25 protein-coding genes are annotated in these 16,489 nt (G+C 60.6%); all 25 read left to right on the top strand.

The features are described 5' to 3' along the window. Window positions 1–180: 180 nt before the first annotated feature. The 25 genes from AB4850_RS33585 to rpsE all read left to right on the top strand — a co-directional run bounded on the left by AB4850_RS33585 (window position 181) and on the right by rpsE (window position 16,481). A complete protein-coding gene (locus tag AB4850_RS33585) occupies window positions 181–744 on the top strand; it encodes a hypothetical protein (protein WP_414443683.1) in 564 nt (187 codons plus the stop codon). A 25-nt stretch (window positions 745–769) separates the two neighbouring features. Continuing rightward, entirely contained in the window at window positions 770–2,617 is a 1,848-nt protein-coding gene (gene recQ / locus AB4850_RS33590) for a DNA helicase RecQ (protein ID WP_414443684.1), read from the top strand. Window positions 2,618–2,908: 291 nt separating this feature from the next. Next, window positions 2,909–3,292 carry a 30S ribosomal protein S12 gene (gene rpsL, locus AB4850_RS33595; protein ID WP_206125750.1) on the top strand — a complete coding sequence of 128 codons (384 nt, stop codon included), beginning with the start codon at window positions 2,909–2,911 and terminating at the stop codon, window positions 3,290–3,292. Between the two features lie 173 nt (window positions 3,293–3,465). Next, entirely contained in the window at window positions 3,466–3,936 is a 471-nt protein-coding gene (gene rpsG / locus AB4850_RS33600) for a 30S ribosomal protein S7 (protein ID WP_006477195.1), read from the top strand. 117 nt (window positions 3,937–4,053) lie between these two features. Then, window positions 4,054–6,156, top strand: coding sequence for an elongation factor G (gene fusA, locus AB4850_RS33605; protein WP_414443685.1), 2,103 nt, complete (start codon window positions 4,054–4,056; stop codon window positions 6,154–6,156). Window positions 6,157–6,196: 40 nt separating this feature from the next. Then, window positions 6,197–7,387 carry an elongation factor Tu gene (gene tuf, locus AB4850_RS33610; RefSeq protein ID WP_414443665.1) on the top strand — a complete coding sequence of 397 codons (1,191 nt, stop codon included), beginning with the start codon at window positions 6,197–6,199 and terminating at the stop codon, window positions 7,385–7,387. Between the two features lie 132 nt (window positions 7,388–7,519). Further along, window positions 7,520–7,831, top strand: coding sequence for a 30S ribosomal protein S10 (gene rpsJ / locus AB4850_RS33615; RefSeq protein WP_206125752.1), 312 nt, complete (start codon window positions 7,520–7,522; stop codon window positions 7,829–7,831). 186 nt (window positions 7,832–8,017) lie between these two features. Further along, window positions 8,018–8,668 (top strand): 50S ribosomal protein L3, encoded by a 651-nt coding sequence (gene rplC / locus AB4850_RS33620; RefSeq protein WP_414443686.1) that lies wholly within the window; start codon window positions 8,018–8,020, stop codon window positions 8,666–8,668. Beyond that, window positions 8,668–9,288: a 50S ribosomal protein L4 gene (gene rplD, locus AB4850_RS33625; RefSeq protein WP_206125754.1), complete on the top strand. Its 621-nt coding sequence runs from the start codon at window positions 8,668–8,670 to the stop codon at window positions 9,286–9,288. The genes rplC and rplD overlap by 1 nt, the downstream gene beginning before the upstream one ends. After that, on the top strand, window positions 9,285–9,599 hold the full coding sequence (gene rplW / locus AB4850_RS33630) for a 50S ribosomal protein L23 (RefSeq protein WP_206125755.1): 315 nt from the start codon (window positions 9,285–9,287) through the stop codon (window positions 9,597–9,599). Before rplD ends, rplW begins: the two co-directional genes overlap by 4 nt. Window positions 9,600–9,601: 2 nt before the next feature. Then, window positions 9,602–10,429: a 50S ribosomal protein L2 gene (gene rplB / locus AB4850_RS33635; protein WP_414443687.1), complete on the top strand. Its 828-nt coding sequence runs from the start codon at window positions 9,602–9,604 to the stop codon at window positions 10,427–10,429. A 10-nt stretch (window positions 10,430–10,439) separates the two neighbouring features. Further along, on the top strand, window positions 10,440–10,715 hold the full coding sequence (gene rpsS, locus AB4850_RS33640) for a 30S ribosomal protein S19 (protein ID WP_042623627.1): 276 nt from the start codon (window positions 10,440–10,442) through the stop codon (window positions 10,713–10,715). A gap of 12 nt (window positions 10,716–10,727) precedes the next feature. Continuing rightward, window positions 10,728–11,057, top strand: coding sequence for a 50S ribosomal protein L22 (gene rplV, locus AB4850_RS33645; protein WP_206125757.1), 330 nt, complete (start codon window positions 10,728–10,730; stop codon window positions 11,055–11,057). Window positions 11,058–11,068: 11 nt separating this feature from the next. After that, window positions 11,069–11,869, top strand: coding sequence for a 30S ribosomal protein S3 (gene rpsC, locus AB4850_RS33650; protein ID WP_414443688.1), 801 nt, complete (start codon window positions 11,069–11,071; stop codon window positions 11,867–11,869). Window positions 11,870–11,871: 2 nt separating this feature from the next. Next, window positions 11,872–12,288, top strand: coding sequence for a 50S ribosomal protein L16 (gene rplP / locus AB4850_RS33655; protein WP_013696371.1), 417 nt, complete (start codon window positions 11,872–11,874; stop codon window positions 12,286–12,288). Between the two features lie 9 nt (window positions 12,289–12,297). Continuing rightward, complete coding sequence (rpmC, locus tag AB4850_RS33660; RefSeq protein ID WP_004199856.1) at window positions 12,298–12,492, top strand: 50S ribosomal protein L29; 195 nt, start codon at window positions 12,298–12,300, stop codon at window positions 12,490–12,492. Continuing rightward, the gene (gene rpsQ, locus AB4850_RS33665; protein WP_414443689.1) at window positions 12,489–12,761 is read left to right on the top strand and encodes a 30S ribosomal protein S17; all 273 of its coding nucleotides are present in this window, start codon (window positions 12,489–12,491) and stop codon (window positions 12,759–12,761) included. The genes rpmC and rpsQ overlap by 4 nt, the downstream gene beginning before the upstream one ends. Window positions 12,762–13,065: 304 nt before the next feature. Further along, window positions 13,066–13,434: a 50S ribosomal protein L14 gene (gene rplN / locus AB4850_RS33670; protein ID WP_206125760.1), complete on the top strand. Its 369-nt coding sequence runs from the start codon at window positions 13,066–13,068 to the stop codon at window positions 13,432–13,434. A 9-nt stretch (window positions 13,435–13,443) separates the two neighbouring features. Next, a complete protein-coding gene (rplX, locus tag AB4850_RS33675) occupies window positions 13,444–13,749 on the top strand; it encodes a 50S ribosomal protein L24 (RefSeq protein WP_414443690.1) in 306 nt (101 codons plus the stop codon). A gap of 13 nt (window positions 13,750–13,762) precedes the next feature. Further along, entirely contained in the window at window positions 13,763–14,302 is a 540-nt protein-coding gene (rplE, locus tag AB4850_RS33680; RefSeq protein ID WP_206125762.1) for a 50S ribosomal protein L5, read from the top strand. A 7-nt stretch (window positions 14,303–14,309) separates the two neighbouring features. Continuing rightward, window positions 14,310–14,615, top strand: coding sequence for a 30S ribosomal protein S14 (rpsN, locus tag AB4850_RS33685; protein WP_414443691.1), 306 nt, complete (start codon window positions 14,310–14,312; stop codon window positions 14,613–14,615). Between the two features lie 14 nt (window positions 14,616–14,629). After that, window positions 14,630–15,025 carry a 30S ribosomal protein S8 gene (gene rpsH / locus AB4850_RS33690; RefSeq protein ID WP_206125764.1) on the top strand — a complete coding sequence of 132 codons (396 nt, stop codon included), beginning with the start codon at window positions 14,630–14,632 and terminating at the stop codon, window positions 15,023–15,025. 15 nt (window positions 15,026–15,040) lie between these two features. After that, complete coding sequence (gene rplF / locus AB4850_RS33695) at window positions 15,041–15,571, top strand: 50S ribosomal protein L6 (RefSeq protein ID WP_414443692.1); 531 nt, start codon at window positions 15,041–15,043, stop codon at window positions 15,569–15,571. 12 nt (window positions 15,572–15,583) lie between these two features. Then, complete coding sequence (gene rplR, locus AB4850_RS33700) at window positions 15,584–15,949, top strand: 50S ribosomal protein L18 (RefSeq protein WP_206125766.1); 366 nt, start codon at window positions 15,584–15,586, stop codon at window positions 15,947–15,949. A gap of 13 nt (window positions 15,950–15,962) precedes the next feature. Further along, the gene (gene rpsE, locus AB4850_RS33705) at window positions 15,963–16,481 is read left to right on the top strand and encodes a 30S ribosomal protein S5 (RefSeq protein WP_206125780.1); all 519 of its coding nucleotides are present in this window, start codon (window positions 15,963–15,965) and stop codon (window positions 16,479–16,481) included. Window positions 16,482–16,489 lie beyond the last annotated feature (8 nt).

Consider the following 16,489-nt stretch of genomic DNA (forward strand, 5'->3'; position numbering starts at 1 on the left):
GCCGAATTATAGGGGCGCCGTTTTTGCCTGTGCATCCGTTGTTTCGAGATGGACCGGATGCTATGGTCGCTGCTCGACATCTTTCTGATTCAGGCCGGCGCGCTTGAACCGGCGCCCGCTGGATGATCTTCTGCCTTCACGATCGCGCTCCGGCTGCGCGACTAACCGAGGTAAGTGATCATGCGAAACGATGCGGCGGTCAATCGCGGGATCGGCGTGGCCGGTCTCGTGCTCTGCGTGTTGCTGGCGGTGATGGCCGTGCCGGGCTGGTGGTATCTGCGTCACCACGGTGTTTCCCACGACGCGGTCGTGCGCACGCGCGTGCTGCGCCCCGGGCTGCGGCTCTACGTGGTGCGGCGGCTCGGCCAAGGAGCGTCATCGCCTTTCCTCTACGACTACTACCTGTCCGGGCGCGACCTTGCCCAAGCCGCACTTGGTAGCCTGATGGACCGCCGCGCGCCGTTCCTGATCTCCGACAGCGAGATGGCCGAGATCGGCGTCGATGGCGACGATTCGCTCTGCGTGTCGCTGCGCGGGCATGTCTACGGCTTTGTGAACAAGGTCTCGCTCGATGCTGGCGGCCAGCGCATGGCGATCTCGATTTCGCTGGCCGCACGGCCGCCCGCCGATTCGGCACACGGCGGCGCAACCAGCGCGCCGGCGGTCGAGCAATCCCGTCCGAATGGCCAATCCGGACAAGAAGGCGAGGTCGGGGCGGCTTCTGTCTGTAAAATGCAGCCTTGATTTTTCAAACGATCCCACCTGCCTCATGTCGCGCGCGCTCGAAATCCTGAACGAAGTTTTCGGTTATCCGGCCTTTCGCGGCCAACAGGGCGAGATCGTCGAGCATGTCGCGGGCGGCGGCGACTGCCTCGTGCTGATGCCCACCGGCGGCGGCAAGTCGCTCTGCTACCAGATCCCGGCGCTGGTTCGCCACGAGTCGGGGCAAGGCCCCGGCATCGTCGTCTCGCCGCTGATCGCGCTGATGCACGATCAGGTCGCCGCGCTGACCGAAGTGGGCGTGCGCGCCGCTTACCTGAATTCCACGCTGTCGGGCGCCGAGGCGGCCGCCACCGAGCGCGCGCTGCGCGAGGGCGAACTCGATCTGCTCTACGTGGCGCCCGAGCGGCTGATGACGCCGCGCTTCCTCGATCTGCTCGAACGCACGCGCATCGGCCTGTTCGCGATCGACGAGGCGCATTGCGTATCGCAGTGGGGGCACGATTTCCGGCCCGAATACATCAAGCTGTCGATCCTGCACGAGCGCTTCCCGTACGTGCCGCGCATCGCGCTGACGGCCACCGCCGACGAAATCACGCGCGACGAGATCGTCCAGCGCCTCGCGCTCGACGATGCGCGCGTGTTCGTGTCGAGCTTCGATCGCCCGAACATTCGCTACCGGATCGTCGAAAAGGACAACGCGCGCTCGCAACTGCTCGATTTCATTCGCGCCGAACACACCAATGCCGACGGCACCACCGATGCCGGCGTGGTGTATTGCCTGTCGCGTCGCAAGGTCGAGGAAACGGCCGAGTGGCTCAAGACGCAGGGCGTGCGCGCGCTGCCGTATCACGCCGGCATGGAATTCGAGGTGCGCCAGCGCCATCAGGAGATGTTCCAGCGCGAGGAGGGCATCGTGATGTGCGCGACCATCGCGTTCGGCATGGGCATCGACAAGCCCGATGTGCGCTTCGTGGCCCACCTCGACCTGCCCAAGAGCGTCGAGGGCTATTACCAGGAAACCGGCCGCGCGGGCCGCGATGGCCTGCCCGCGAATGCCTGGATGGCGTATGGCCTGGGCGACGTCGTGCAGCAGCGCAAGATGATCGATGAATCCGAAGCCGACGACGCCCACAAGCGCGTGCAGACGTCCAAGCTCGACGCGCTGCTCGGCCTGTGCGAAACCGCGTCGTGCCGCCGCGTGCGCCTGCTCGGCTATTTCGGCGAAGCGAGCCAGCCCTGCGGCAACTGCGACACCTGCCTCGAGCCGCCCAACACCTGGGACGCCACGCGCGAAGCGCGCATGGCCCTGTCCTGCGTGTTCCGCGCGCAGCGCGCGAGCGGCTTCAACTTCGGCGCGAGCCACCTGATCGAAGTCCTGCGCGGCGCGAAAACGGAAAAAATCCAGCAGCGCGGCCACGATTCGTTGAGCACGTTCGGCATCGGCGCCGAGCTGTCCGAGCCCGAATGGCGCGCGATCTTCCGCCAGCTCGTGGCGTTCGGTTACCTGGCCATCGATCACGGCGGCTTCGGCGCGCTGGTGCTGACCGAGGCGAGCAAGCCGGTGCTCAAGGGCGAGGAAACCGTCACGCTGCGCCGCTACGTCAAGCCCAAGAGCTCGCGCAATGCATCGACGCGCAGCGGCGCGCGCGCCGATCCCACCGCCGGCATGTCCGCGCGCGAACGCGCCTGCTGGGAGCGGCTGCGCACCTGGCGCGCCGAAACCGCCAAGAGCGACGGCGTGCCCGCCTACGTGATCTTTCACGATGCCACCCTGGCCGAGATCGCGCGCAACGCGCCCGAATCCGTCGAGGATCTGCGCCATATCCCCGGCATCGGCGCCCGCAAGCTCGAACGGTTCGGCGACGAGCTCATCGACGTGGTCGAATCTGCGTAAATGCATCGAGCCGAGCCGGTTGCGGTGAGGCGCGATGCTGCATTGCGATCACCGCAGCCGGCCGTCACTGATTCGTCACTTATTGTTGCGTCGGCAAATCACGCAAGCTGTTGACCCGCTTGGGATTTTTGGCTTAAGATGGCGGGTTCCGATTCCCGGTAGGTAAACTCGCGGGCCGACAAGAAGTGGCGGCGGGCGGGGTGTCAGCGGGGCGTCGGATCACCACAGGCATGCCTGCGTCGCTTTGCCCGATGCGAGTGTGCCGGTTTTTGTCATTTTCAGGAATACACAATGCCAACCATCAACCAACTGGTTCGCAAAGGCCGTGAGTCGGAAACGACCAAGAGCAAGAGCCCGGCCTTGCAGAACTGCCCCCAGCGTCGCGGCGTGTGCACTCGCGTGTACACCACGACGCCGAAGAAGCCGAACTCGGCACTCCGTAAGGTCGCCAAGGTTCGTCTGACGAACGGCTTCGAAGTGATTTCGTACATCGGCGGTGAAGGCCACAACCTGCAGGAACACTCGGTTGTGCTGATCCGCGGCGGCCGTGTGAAGGATTTGCCGGGTGTGCGTTACCACATGGTTCGCGGCTCGCTGGATACCCAGGGCGTCAAGGATCGTAAGCAAGCGCGCTCGAAGTACGGCGCGAAGCGTGCAAAGGCCACGAAGAAGTAAGTTGCCTCTGAAAGGTGATCGCCGTCAGGCGGTTAATGCGGTAGTGCCGGATAGCCGGTGCTGTCGAGTAAGTGGTCACCCGGCCAAGCTGGTTAGTCGAACGAGATGAATCGGGTTTGTTGGTGGCCGCGGGGCTGGATTTCAGCTCCAACTGAAAAGTCAAAGGAAGAAACATGCCGCGTCGTCGCGAAGTCCCCAAGCGGGAAGTGTTGCCGGATCCGAAGTTCGGTAACGTTGATGTTGCAAAATTCATGAACATGCTGATGTTGTCCGGCAAGAAGTCGGTCGCGGAACGCATCGTTTATGGCGCTTTCGAACAGATCCAGACCAAGGGTGGCAAGGACCCGCTGGAAGTGTTCACTGTCGCGCTGAACAACGTGAAGCCGGTGGTCGAAGTGAAGAGCCGTCGCGTTGGTGGTGCGAACTATCAGGTTCCGGTCGAAGTGCGCCCGTCGCGTCGTATGGCATTGGCGATGCGTTGGCTGCGTGAGGCTGCGAAGAAGCGTAGCGAGAAGTCGATGGCACTGCGCCTGGCAGGTGAACTCTCCGAAGCGGCCGAAGGCCGCGGCGGCGCGATGAAGAAGCGCGACGAAGTTCACCGGATGGCAGAAGCCAACCGCGCGTTCTCGCACTTCCGCTTCTAAGCGAGAGCGAGACTCAAGCGGTAAAAATCCGGGCGGGTGCGCTGTTTCAGGCGCCTCGCCCGTTTGTGTTGAGGCGTAACGCAACCTTGCGTTGCGTTAACCCATAGAGGATTCAAAGTGGCTCGCAAGACTCCTATCGAGCGCTACCGCAATATCGGTATTAGCGCCCACATCGACGCCGGCAAGACGACGACGACCGAGCGCATCCTGTTTTACACCGGCGTGAACCACAAGATCGGTGAAGTTCACGACGGCGCTGCCACGATGGACTGGATGGAACAGGAACAGGAACGTGGCATCACGATCACGTCCGCTGCTACCACCGCCTTCTGGAAGGGCATGGGCGGCAACTATCCGGAACACCGCATCAACATCATCGACACCCCGGGTCACGTCGACTTCACGATTGAAGTCGAGCGCTCGATGCGCGTGCTCGACGGTGCGTGCATGGTGTACTGCGCGGTGGGTGGCGTTCAGCCGCAGTCGGAAACCGTGTGGCGTCAGGCCAACAAGTACAAGGTTCCGCGTCTGGCGTTCGTCAACAAGATGGACCGTACCGGCGCGAACTTCTTCAAGGTCTACGACCAGCTCCGTCTGCGCCTGAAGGCGAACCCGGTTCCGGTCGTGGTGCCGATCGGCGCGGAAGAAGGCTTCAAGGGCGTGGTCGATCTGCTGAAGATGAAGGCGATCGTTTGGGACGAAGCGTCCCAGGGCACGAAGTTCGACTACGTCGACATCCCGGCTGAACTTGCTGAAACGTGCAAGGAATGGCGCGAAAAGATGGTCGAAGCGGCTGCCGAAGCCAATGAAGACCTGATGAACAAGTACCTGGAAGAAGGCGATCTGCCGGAAGCCGACATCGTCAAGGCGCTGCGCGACCGTACGATCGCCTGCGAAATCCAGCCGATGCTGTGCGGTACCGCGTTCAAGAACAAGGGCGTGCAGCGCATGCTCGACGCCGTGATCGATTTCCTGCCGTCGCCGATCGACATTCCCCCGGTCACGGGCGAACTCGACAATGGCGACAAGGTCGAACGCGTGGCGTCGGACGAAGAGAAGTTCTCGTCGCTGGCATTCAAGATCATGACCGACCCGTTCGTCGGCCAGCTGATCTTCTTCCGTGTGTACTCGGGCATCGTGAATTCGGGCGACACGCTGCTGAACTCGACCAAGGGAAAGAAGGAACGCCTGGGCCGGATTCTGCAGATGCACGCGAACCAGCGCGAGGAAATCAAGGAAGTCCGTGCAGGCGACATCGCTGCAGCGGTCGGCCTGAAGGACGCGACCACGGGCGACACGCTGTGCGATCCGCAGCACCCGATCATCCTGGAACGCATGGTGTTCCCGGAGCCGGTGATCTCGCAGGCCGTCGAGCCGAAGACGAAGCCGGACCAGGAAAAGATGGGCCTGGCGCTGAACCGCCTGGCACAGGAAGATCCGTCGTTCCGCGTCCAGACGGACGAAGAATCGGGCCAAACCATCATTTCGGGCATGGGCGAGCTCCACCTCGAAATTCTGGTGGACCGCATGCGTCGTGAATTCGGCGTGGAAGCCACGGTCGGCAAGCCGCAAGTTGCCTACCGCGAAACCATCCGTGCAACGGCGAAGGACGTCGACGGCAAGTTCGTCAAGCAGTCGGGTGGTCGCGGCCAGTACGGTCACGCAACCATCACGCTCGAGCCGAACGAGCAGGGCAAGGGCTACGAGTTCTTCGACGAGATCAAGGGTGGTGTGATTCCGCGTGAATACATCCCGGCGGTCGACAAGGGTATCCAGGACACGCTGAAGGCCGGCGTGCTGGCTGGCTTCCCGGTCGTCGACGTGAAGGTGCACCTGACGTTCGGTTCGTACCACGATGTTGACTCGAACGAAAACGCGTTCCGCATGGCCGGTTCGATGGCGTTCAAGGAAGCAATGCGCCGTGCGAGCCCGGTCGTGCTGGAGCCGATGATGGCGGTTGAAGTCGAAACGCCGGAAGACTACATGGGCAACGTGATGGGCGACCTGTCGGGCCGTCGCGGTATCGTCCAGGGCATGGAAGACATGGTGGGCGGCGGCAAGATCGTGCGCGCCGAAGTGCCGCTGTCGGAAATGTTCGGCTACTCGACGTCGCTGCGTTCGCTGACCCAAGGTCGCGCCACGTACACGATGGAGTTCAAGCACTACTCCGAAGCGCCGCGCAACGTCGCCGAAGCGATCATCAGCGCAAAGTCGAAGTAAGTCGTCTCCTCCAAACATTCATTTTTGAAAGAAGAGAATCATGGCAAAAGGTAAATTTGAGCGGACCAAGCCGCACGTCAACGTTGGTACGATCGGTCACGTCGACCACGGCAAGACGACGCTGACGGCAGCAATCACGACGGTGCTGACGAAGAAGTTCGGCGGCGAAGCGAAGGCCTACGACCAGATCGACGCGGCACCGGAAGAAAAGGCGCGCGGCATCACGATCAACACGGCACACGTCGAGTACGAAACGGCTAACCGCCACTACGCACACGTCGACTGCCCGGGCCACGCTGACTATGTGAAGAACATGATCACGGGCGCCGCACAGATGGACGGCGCGATCCTGGTTTGCTCGGCAGCAGACGGCCCGATGCCGCAAACGCGCGAGCACATCCTGCTGGCCCGTCAGGTTGGCGTTCCGTACATCATCGTGTTCCTGAACAAGTGCGACATGGTGGACGACGCAGAACTGCTCGAACTGGTCGAGATGGAAGTTCGCGAACTCCTGTCGAAGTACGACTTCCCGGGCGACGACACGCCGATCGTGAAGGGTTCGGCCAAGCTGGCGCTGGAAGGCGACACGGGCGAGCTGGGCGAAGTGGCGATCATGAACCTGGCCGACGCACTGGACACGTACATCCCGACGCCGGAACGCGCAGTTGACGGCCTGTTCCTGATGCCGGTGGAAGACGTGTTCTCGATCTCGGGCCGCGGCACGGTGGTGACGGGTCGTATCGAACGCGGCATCGTGAAGGTCGGCGAAGAACTCGAAATCGTCGGCATCAAGGACACCGTGAAGACGACCTGCACGGGCGTCGAAATGTTCCGCAAGCTGCTGGACCAAGGTCAAGCAGGCGACAACGTCGGTATCCTGCTGCGCGGCACGAAGCGTGAAGACGTGGAGCGTGGTCAAGTTCTGGCGAAGCCGGGCTCGATCAAGCCGCACACGCACTTCACGGCTGAAGTGTACGTGCTGAGCAAGGACGAAGGCGGCCGTCACACGCCGTTCTTCAACAACTACCGTCCGCAGTTCTACTTCCGTACGACGGACGTGACGGGCTCGATCGAACTGCCGAAGGATAAGGAAATGGTCATGCCGGGCGACAACGTGTCGATCACGGTGAAGCTGATCGCTCCGATCGCCATGGAAGAAGGTCTGCGCTTCGCAATCCGCGAAGGCGGCCGTACCGTCGGCGCCGGCGTCGTTGCAAAGATCCTCGCCTAAACGCGTCGGTCTGGTTTTGGTGTAATATGCAGCGCCCGGGAACGGGTGCTCCCTCTCCGGGAGCACCCGTTCCTACGTTCTTTTTTGTGATCTGGCGATGCAACATCGCCTCGCTCTTTTCAAGGAATTGTCATGGCTCAACAAAAAATCCGCATTCGCCTGAAGGCTTTCGACTATCGCTTGATCGATCAGTCGGCTGCCGAAATCGTCGACACCGCGAAGCGGACCGGCGCAATCGTCCGTGGCCCGGTGCCGCTGCCGACGCGCATTCAGCGTTTCGACATCCTCCGCTCGCCGCACGTCAACAAGACGTCGCGTGACCAGCTCGAAATCCGTACGCACCAGCGCCTGATGGACATCGTCGATCCGACCGACAAGACGGTTGACGCGCTGATGAAGCTCGACCTGCCGGCAGGCGTCGACGTCGAAATCAAGCTGCAGTAAGGCTTTCGGCGGATCCGGCCCCGGCCGGAAGCGCTAAGTCATTGATTGCTTGCGAAAAACGAAAAGCTTGGCTATAATGCTTGGCTTTTCGCGCATTTGCGTAAAAGCCTGCGTACCTGCCGTTCCGGCAAGCGCGGCGTTTTGTAAATTAGCCCCGACCAATCGCAGTCGGGAATGGAGAAAACGATGAGCCTTGGACTCGTAGGTCGCAAGGTTGGCATGACCCGTATTTTCACGGCTGAAGGGGATTCGATTCCCGTCACCGTGCTGGACGTGTCGGACAACCGCGTGACGCAGATCAAGACTGTTGAAACCGACGGCTACACGGCTGTTCAGGTTGCATTCGGCTCCCGTCGTGCATCGCGCGTGACGAAGCCGCTGGCAGGTCATCTCGCCAAAGCTGGCGTAGAAGCTGGTGAAGTTCTCAAGGAATTCCGTATCGATGCGACCAAGGCAGCCGAGCTGTCGAACGGCGCCATCGTCGGTCCCGATCTCTTCGAAGTAGGCCAGAAGGTCGACGTGCAAGGCGTGTCGATCGGTAAGGGCTACGCCGGTACGATCAAGCGTTATAACTTCGCTTCGGGTCGCGCATCCCACGGTAACTCGCGTTCGCACAACGTTCCGGGTTCCATCGGTATGGCGCAGGATCCGGGTCGTGTGTTCCCGGGCAAGCGCATGACGGGCCACATGGGTGACGACACGGTTACGGTTCAAAACCTCGAAATCGCACGTATCGACGCAGAGCGCAAGCTGCTGCTCGTGAAGGGTGCCATTCCGGGTGCGAAGGGCGGCAAAGTCTTCGTGACGCCGGCCGTCAAGGCCAAGGGAGCGAAATAATGGAACTCAAGCTCCTGAATGAAAATGGTCAGGAAGGTGCAGTCGTCAACGCATCGGACGCAGTGTTCGGTCGTGACTACAACGAAGCACTGATCCACCAGGTCGTCGTTGCTTACCAGGCGAACGCTCGCCAGGGTAACCGCGCGCAGAAGGATCGTGAGCAAGTCAAGCACACGACCAAGAAGCCGTGGCGCCAGAAGGGTACGGGCCGTGCTCGTGCCGGTATGTCGTCGAGCCCGCTGTGGCGCGGCGGTGGCCGTATTTTCCCGAATTCGCCGGAAGAAAACTTCTCGCACAAGGTCAACAAGAAGATGCACCGCGCAGGTCTGCGCTCCATCTTCTCGCAACTTGCCCGCGAAGGCCGTCTGTCGGTCGTTGAAGAGTTCACGCTCGAAGCGCCGAAGACCAAGCTGCTGGCCGAGAAGTTCAAGGCCATGGGCCTGGAGTCCGTGCTCGTGATCACGGACACCGTCGAAGAAAACCTGTACCTCGCGTCGCGCAACCTGCCGAATGTGGCAGTTGTCGAGCCGCGTTACGCCGACCCGCTGTCGCTGATCTACTTCAAGAAGATCCTGGTCACGAAGGCTGCGGTCGCCCAGATCGAGGAGTTGCTGTCATGAGCGAGATTCGCAAAAACGATCATCGTTTGATGCAGGTCCTGCTCGCGCCGGTAGTCTCGGAAAAGGCGACGCTGGTTGCAGACAAGAACGAGCAAGTTGTGTTCGAAGTCGCACCGGATGCCACGAAGCAGGAAGTGAAGGCCGCGGTCGAGCTGCTGTTCAAGGTGGAAGTCAATTCCGTCAACATGCTGGTCCAGAAGGGCAAGCAGAAGCGTTTCGGCCGTTCGATGGGCCGTCGCAAAGACGTGAAGAAGGCGTATGTCTGCCTGAAGCCCGGCCAGGAAATCAACTTTGAAGCGGAGGCCAAGTAATCATGGCAATCGTTAAAGTTAAGCCGACTTCGCCGGGTCGCCGTGCGATGGTCAAGGTGGTCAACAAGGATCTGCACAAGGGTAAGCCGTTCGCGGCCCTGCTCGACTCGCAGAGCGTGACCGCTGGCCGTAACAACAACGGCCGCATCACCACCCGCCACAAGGGCGGTGGTCATAAGCAACAGTACCGTATCGTCGATTTCCGTCGCAACAAGGACGGCATCCCGGCGAAGGTCGAACGTCTCGAGTATGACCCGAACCGTAGCGCGAACATCGCGCTGGTTCTGTACGCAGACGGCGAGCGTCGCTACATCATCGCGCCGAAGGGCGTGACGGTTGGCCAGCAGCTCCTGTCGGGTTCGGAAGCGCCGATCCGTGCAGGCAACACGCTGCCGATCCGCAACATTCCGGTCGGTACGACGATCCACTGCATCGAGATGCTGCCGGGCAAGGGTGCGCAAATCGCGCGTTCGGCCGGCACGTCGGCCATGCTGCTGGCGCGCGAAGGCGTCTACGCGCAGGTTCGTCTGCGTTCGGGCGAAATCCGCCGCGTGCACATCGAGTGCCGCGCAACGATCGGTGAAGTGGGCAACGAAGAACATAGCCTGCGTCAGATCGGTAAGGCCGGTGCAAATCGTTGGCGCGGTATCCGCCCGACGGTCCGTGGTGTCGCGATGAACCCGATCGATCACCCGCACGGTGGTGGTGAAGGCAAGACCGCGGCAGGCCGCGATCCGGTTAGCCCGTGGGGCACGCCGGCGAAGGGCTTCCGTACGCGTAGCAACAAGCGCACGACGACGATGATCGTCCAGCGCCGTCATAAGCGCTAAGGAGTAGGCAATGGCACGTTCTGTTAAAAAAGGTCCGTTCTGCGACGCCCATTTGCTGAAGAAAGTTGAGGCAGCTGCAGCTACGCGCGACAAGAAGCCGATCAAGACCTGGTCGCGTCGCTCGACGATTCTCCCGGATTTCATTGGTCTGACGATCGCCGTGCATAACGGCCGTCAACACGTACCGGTGTACATCTCGGAAAACATGGTCGGCCACAAGCTTGGCGAGTTCGCACTGACCCGGACGTTCAAGGGTCACGCGGCCGACAAGAAGGCCAAGAAATAAGGGGCAATCAAGATGGAAGTGAAAGCAATTCATCGCGGTGCCCGCATTTCGGCGCAGAAGACGCGCCTGGTGGCTGACCAGATCCGCGGTTTGCCGGTGGACAAGGCACTGAACGTTCTGACGTTCTCGCCGAAGAAAGCCGCCGGCATCGTGAAGAAGGTCGTTTTGTCGGCCATCGCCAATGCGGAGCACAACGAAGGCGCGGATATCGACGAGCTCAAGATCAAGAGCATCCTCGTCGACAAGGCAGCGTCGCTGAAGCGTTTTACCGCGCGCGCCAAAGGCCGCGGTAACCGCATCGAGAAGCAATCCTGTCACATCACTGTGACGGTCGGGAATTAAGGGGTCGCACGATGGGACAGAAAATTCATCCGACTGGCTTCCGTTTGGCCGTCAGCCGCAATTGGGCTTCGCGTTGGTACGCGAACAACAACAATTTCGCGGCGATGCTGCAGGAAGACATCGGCGTCCGTGAGTATCTGAAGAAGAAGCTGAAGAACGCTTCGGTCGGTCGCGTCGTCATCGAGCGCCCGGCGAAGAACGCACGGATCACGATTTACAGCTCGCGTCCGGGCGTCGTCATCGGCAAGAAGGGTGAGGACATCGAGCAACTGAAGGCAGAACTGCAACGCCGCATGGGCGTTCCGGTTCACGTCAACATCGAGGAAATCCGCAAGCCGGAAACCGATGCTCAGTTGATCGCCGACTCGATCACGCAACAGCTCGAGCGTCGGATCATGTTCCGCCGCGCGATGAAGCGTGCGATGCAAAACGCCATGCGTCTGGGTGCCCAAGGCATCAAGATCATGAGCGCGGGCCGTTTGAACGGCATCGAAATCGCACGTACGGAGTGGTACCGCGAAGGCCGCGTGCCCCTGCACACGCTGCGTGCCGACATCGACTACGCGACCTCGGAAGCGAAGACGACCTACGGCATCATCGGCGTCAAGGTGTGGGTGTACAAGGGCGATACGCTGGGCCGCAACGACGCGCCGGTGGTCGAGGAAGTGACGGAAGACAAGCGTCCGCGCCGTAACGCGCGTCCGGGCGATCGTCGTCCGCGCCGTGACGGTGAAGGCGGTGGTCCGGGTGCCCGTCGTGGCGCTCCGCGTCGCGCTGCAGGCAAGCCGGAAGACGGCAAGACTGGAGAATAACGATGCTGCAACCGAAACGCAGAAAGTATCGTAAAGAGCAGAAGGGTCGCAACACCGGTATCGCGACGCGCGGCAACGCCGTCTCGTTCGGTGAATTCGGCCTGAAGGCTATCGGTCGCGGCCGTCTGACCGCGCGTCAGATCGAAGCGGCGCGTCGTGCCATGACGCGTCACATCAAGCGTGGCGGCCGTATCTGGATTCGCATTTTCCCGGACAAGCCGATTTCGCAGAAGCCGGCCGAAGTACGGATGGGTAACGGTAAGGGTAACCCTGAGTACTACGTCGCCGAGATTCAGCCGGGCAAGATGCTGTATGAAATGGATGGCGTAACCGAAGAACTGGCACGCGAAGCGTTCCGTCTGGCTGCAGCGAAGCTGCCGCTGAAGACGGCGTTCATCGTTCGTCAGCTCGGCGCCTAAGGAGAAAATATGAAGGCTTCCGAACTTCTCCAGAAAGATCAGGCAGCGCTCAACAAGGAGCTGTCGGATCTGCTTAAGGCGCAATTCGGCCTGCGCATGCAACTCGCGACCCAGCAGCTCACGAACACGAGCCAGCTGAAGAAGGTGCGTCGCGACATCGCTCGTGTGCGGACCGTCCTGACTCAGAAGGCGAACCAGAAATGAACGATAGCGTAAAAACCTCGCTCAAGCGGACGCTCGTCGGTCGGGTTGTCAGCAACAAGATGGATAAAACCGTCACGGTGCTGATCGAAAACCGCGTCAAGCATCCGATCTACGGCAAGTACGTTGTGCGCTCGAAGAAGTATCACGCGCACGACGAGGCTAACACCTACAACGAAGGCGATCTCGTCGAGATCCAGGAAACGCGTCCTCTCTCGAAGACGAAGGCCTGGACGGTGTCGCGCCTGGTCGAAGCAGCCCGCGTCATCTAAGCGGGAGGGCCGAAAGGCCCACAAGCAGTAGCAGTGCTTGAAGTCGCAAAGTTTTTGCTTGCGTGGCCGGGATTATTTGTTATAATCCCGGTCTTCCCTCTGTATGGGAGCCCCGTCGCGGGCAAAGTCTCGGTGGGGGAAGCGGGCTGACGTCCTGTCAGTTCGATAGATTCACCGATTTGCGATGGCGGGTTTCGTTTGCCGTCGCTGCTGTTCAAACCCAAGCAGCCGATTGGCTGACGGGACCAAGACTGACCGTATGCCTCATGGTGGGGTATCCGGATTAAGTTGGGAAAGATAAACCATGATCCAGACCGAATCTCGGCTTGAAGTGGCCGACAACACGGGTGCACGCGAAGTTCTGTGCATCAAGGTGCTCGGCGGCTCGAAGCGTCGTTATGCCAGCATTGGCGACATCATCAAGGTGACCGTCAAGGAAGCAACGCCGCGCGGGCGCGTGAAGAAAGGCGAAATCTACAACGCCGTGGTGGTTCGCACCGCCAAGGGCGTACGTCGTCAAGACGGTTCGCTGATCAAGTTCGACGGCAACGCCGCTGTGCTTTTGAACAACAAGCTCGAGCCGATCGGCACCCGTATTTTCGGGCCGGTCACGCGTGAGCTGCGTAGCGAACGATTCATGAAGATCGTTTCGCTGGCGCCGGAAGTGCTGTAAGGAGTCGCGATGAATAAGATTCGCAAGGGTGACGAAATCATCGTCATCACCGGCAAGGACAAGGGCAAGCGCGGTGTCGTGCTGGCCGTCGGTGCCGAACATGTCACTGTCGAAGGTATCAACCTCGTCAAGAAGCATGTGAAGCCGAACCCGATGAAGGGTACGACGGGTGGCGTGGAAGCGAAGACGATGCCGCTGAACATTTCGAACGTCGCATTGGTCGACGCGAACGGCAAGGCTTCGCGTGTTGGCATCAAGGTCGAAGAAGGCAAGAAGGTCCGCTTTCTGAAGACGACTGGTGCCGTGCTGGCCTGACCGGAGTATAGAAATGGCACGTTTTCAAGAGTTTTACAAAGAAACGGTAGTTCCCGGCCTGGTCGAGAAGTTCGGCTACAAGTCGATCATGGAAGTGCCGCGCATCACCAAGATCACCCTGAACATGGGCCTTGGCGAAGCGATCGCTGACAAGAAGATCATCGAGAACGCCGTTGGCGATCTGACGAAGATCGCTGGTCAGAAGCCCGTTGTGACGAAGGCTCGCAAGGCAATTGCGGGCTTCAAGATCCGTCAAGGCTATCCGATCGGTGCGATGGTGACGCTGCGTGGTCGTGCGATGTACGAATTCCTCGATCGTTTCGTGACGGTTGCCCTGCCCCGCGTGCGCGATTTCCGCGGCGTGTCGGGTCGTGCATTCGACGGCCGTGGCAATTACAACATCGGTGTGAAAGAGCAGATCATTTTCCCCGAAATCGATTACGACAAGATCGACGCGCTGCGTGGGCTGAACATCAGCATCACGACGACCGCGAAGACCGACGACGAAGCGAAGGCACTGCTCGCCAGCTTCAAGTTCCCGTTCAGAAACTGAGGTTACCGTGGCTAAACTGGCACTGATCGAACGTGAAAAGAAGCGTGCTCGCCTGGCAGCAAAGTTCGCACCGAAGCGTGCGGCACTGAAGGCAGTCATCGACGACGCGAGCAAGTCGGACGAAGAGCGCTACACCGCACGTCTCGAACTGCAACAACTGCCCCGCAATTCGAACCCGACCCGCAAGCGTAACCGCTGTGCGATTACGGGCCGTCCGCGTGGCACGTTCCGTAAATTCGGCCTCGCGCGTAACAAGATTCGTGAAATCGCTTTCCGCGGCGAGATTCCTGGCCTGACCAAGGCGAGCTGGTAATAGGAGAAACGTAAATGAGCATGAGTGATCCTATCGCCGATATGCTGACTCGCATCCGCAACGCGCAGATGGTCGAGAAGGTGTCGGTGGCAATGCCCTCGTCGAAAGTCAAGATCGCGATCGCCCAAGTCCTGAAGGACGAAGGCTATATCGATGATTTCGCGATCAAGACCGAAGGCGCGAAGGCAGAACTGAATATTGCACTGAAGTACTACGCTGGCCGCCCGGTCATCGAACGCCTTGAGCGCGTTTCGAAGCCTGGCCTGCGCGTGTACCGCGGTCGCAATGACATCCCTCAGGTCATGAATGGCCTGGGTGTGGCAATCGTGTCGACGCCCAAGGGCGTGATGACTGATCGCAAGGCGCGCGCTACTGGCGTCGGCGGCGAAGTCATCTGCTACGTCGCTTAATCGAGGAGAAAGAATATGTCTCGAGTAGGTAAAAGCCCGATCGCGCTGCAAGGCGCCGAGGTGACGTTGGCAAACGGCTCCATCACCGTGAAGGGTCCGTTGGGCACGATCGCGCAAGTGGTGAATCCGCTTGTGACGGTGGTGAACAACGACGGCACGCTGAACCTGGCGCCGGTCGACGAAAGCCGCGAAGCAAATGCACTGTCGGGCACGATGCGCGCGATTATCGCGAACATGGTGCAAGGCGTGACCAAGGGTTTCGAGCGCAAGCTGACGCTGGTTGGCGTTGGTTATCGTGCGCAGGCGCAAGGCGACAAGCTGAACCTGTCGCTGGGTTTCTCGCACCCGGTGGTGCACCAGATGCCGGAAGGCATCAAGGCTGAAACCCCGACGCAAACCGAAATCGTGATCAAGGGGATCAACAAGCAACAAGTCGGTCAAGTAGCTGCGGAAGTTCGCGGTTACCGTCCGCCGGAGCCCTACAAGGGCAAGGGCGTGCGCTATTCCGACGAGGTTGTGATCCTCAAAGAAACGAAGAAGAAGTAAGGGTGCGCAATCATGGATAAGACTCAATCTCGCCTGCGCCGCGCTCGCCAGACGCGTATCAAGATCGCTGAGCTGCAGGTCGCGCGTCTCGCCGTGCATCGCACGAATTCGCACATCTACGCTCAAGTGTTCTCGCCGTGCGGCACCAAGGTGGTTGCCAGTGCGTCGACGCTCGAAGCCGAAGTGCGTGCGCAGCTGGCTGATCTGTCGGGCAAGGGCGGCAACGTCAATGCAGCGACTCTGATCGGTCAGCGTATCGCCGAGAAGGCCAAGGCCGCCGGCATCGAATCCGTCGCCTTTGACCGCTCGGGCTTCCGCTACCATGGCCGCGTGAAGGCGCTGGCTGATGCAGCTCGCGAAGCTGGGCTCAAGTTCTAAGGAAGAATTCGTCATGGCAAAGATGCAAGCGAAAGTTCAGGCCGACGAGCGCGACGACGGCCTTCGCGAAAAAATGATTTCGGTCAATCGCGTGACCAAGGTTGTGAAGGGTGGCCGTATTCTCGGCTTCGCCGCACTGACCGTGGTTGGCGACGGTGATGGCCGCGTCGGCATGGGCAAGGGCAAGGCGAAGGAAGTGCCGGTTGCTGTCCAGAAGGCAATGGAGCAGGCTCGCCGCAACATGTTCAAGGTGCCGTTGAAGAACGGTACGCTGCAACATGAAGTGCACGGCAAGCACGGCGCATCCGCTGTCCTCCTCGCTCCGGCGAAGGATGGTACGGGCGTGATCGCTGGTGGTCCGATGCGTGCCGTGTTCGACGTGATGGGCGTGCAAAACGTCGTCGCGAAGAGCCATGGCTCGACGAACCCGTACAACCTGGTTCGTGCAACGCTCGACGGCCTGCGCAAGCAGTCGACGCCGGCTGACATTGCTGCCAAGCGCGGCAAGTCCGTCGAAGAAATTTTGGGCTAAGCGGTGGT

It is taken from the genome of Burkholderia sp. 22PA0106 (assembly GCF_047497155.1).
GTDB lineage: Bacteria > Pseudomonadota > Gammaproteobacteria > Burkholderiales > Burkholderiaceae > Burkholderia.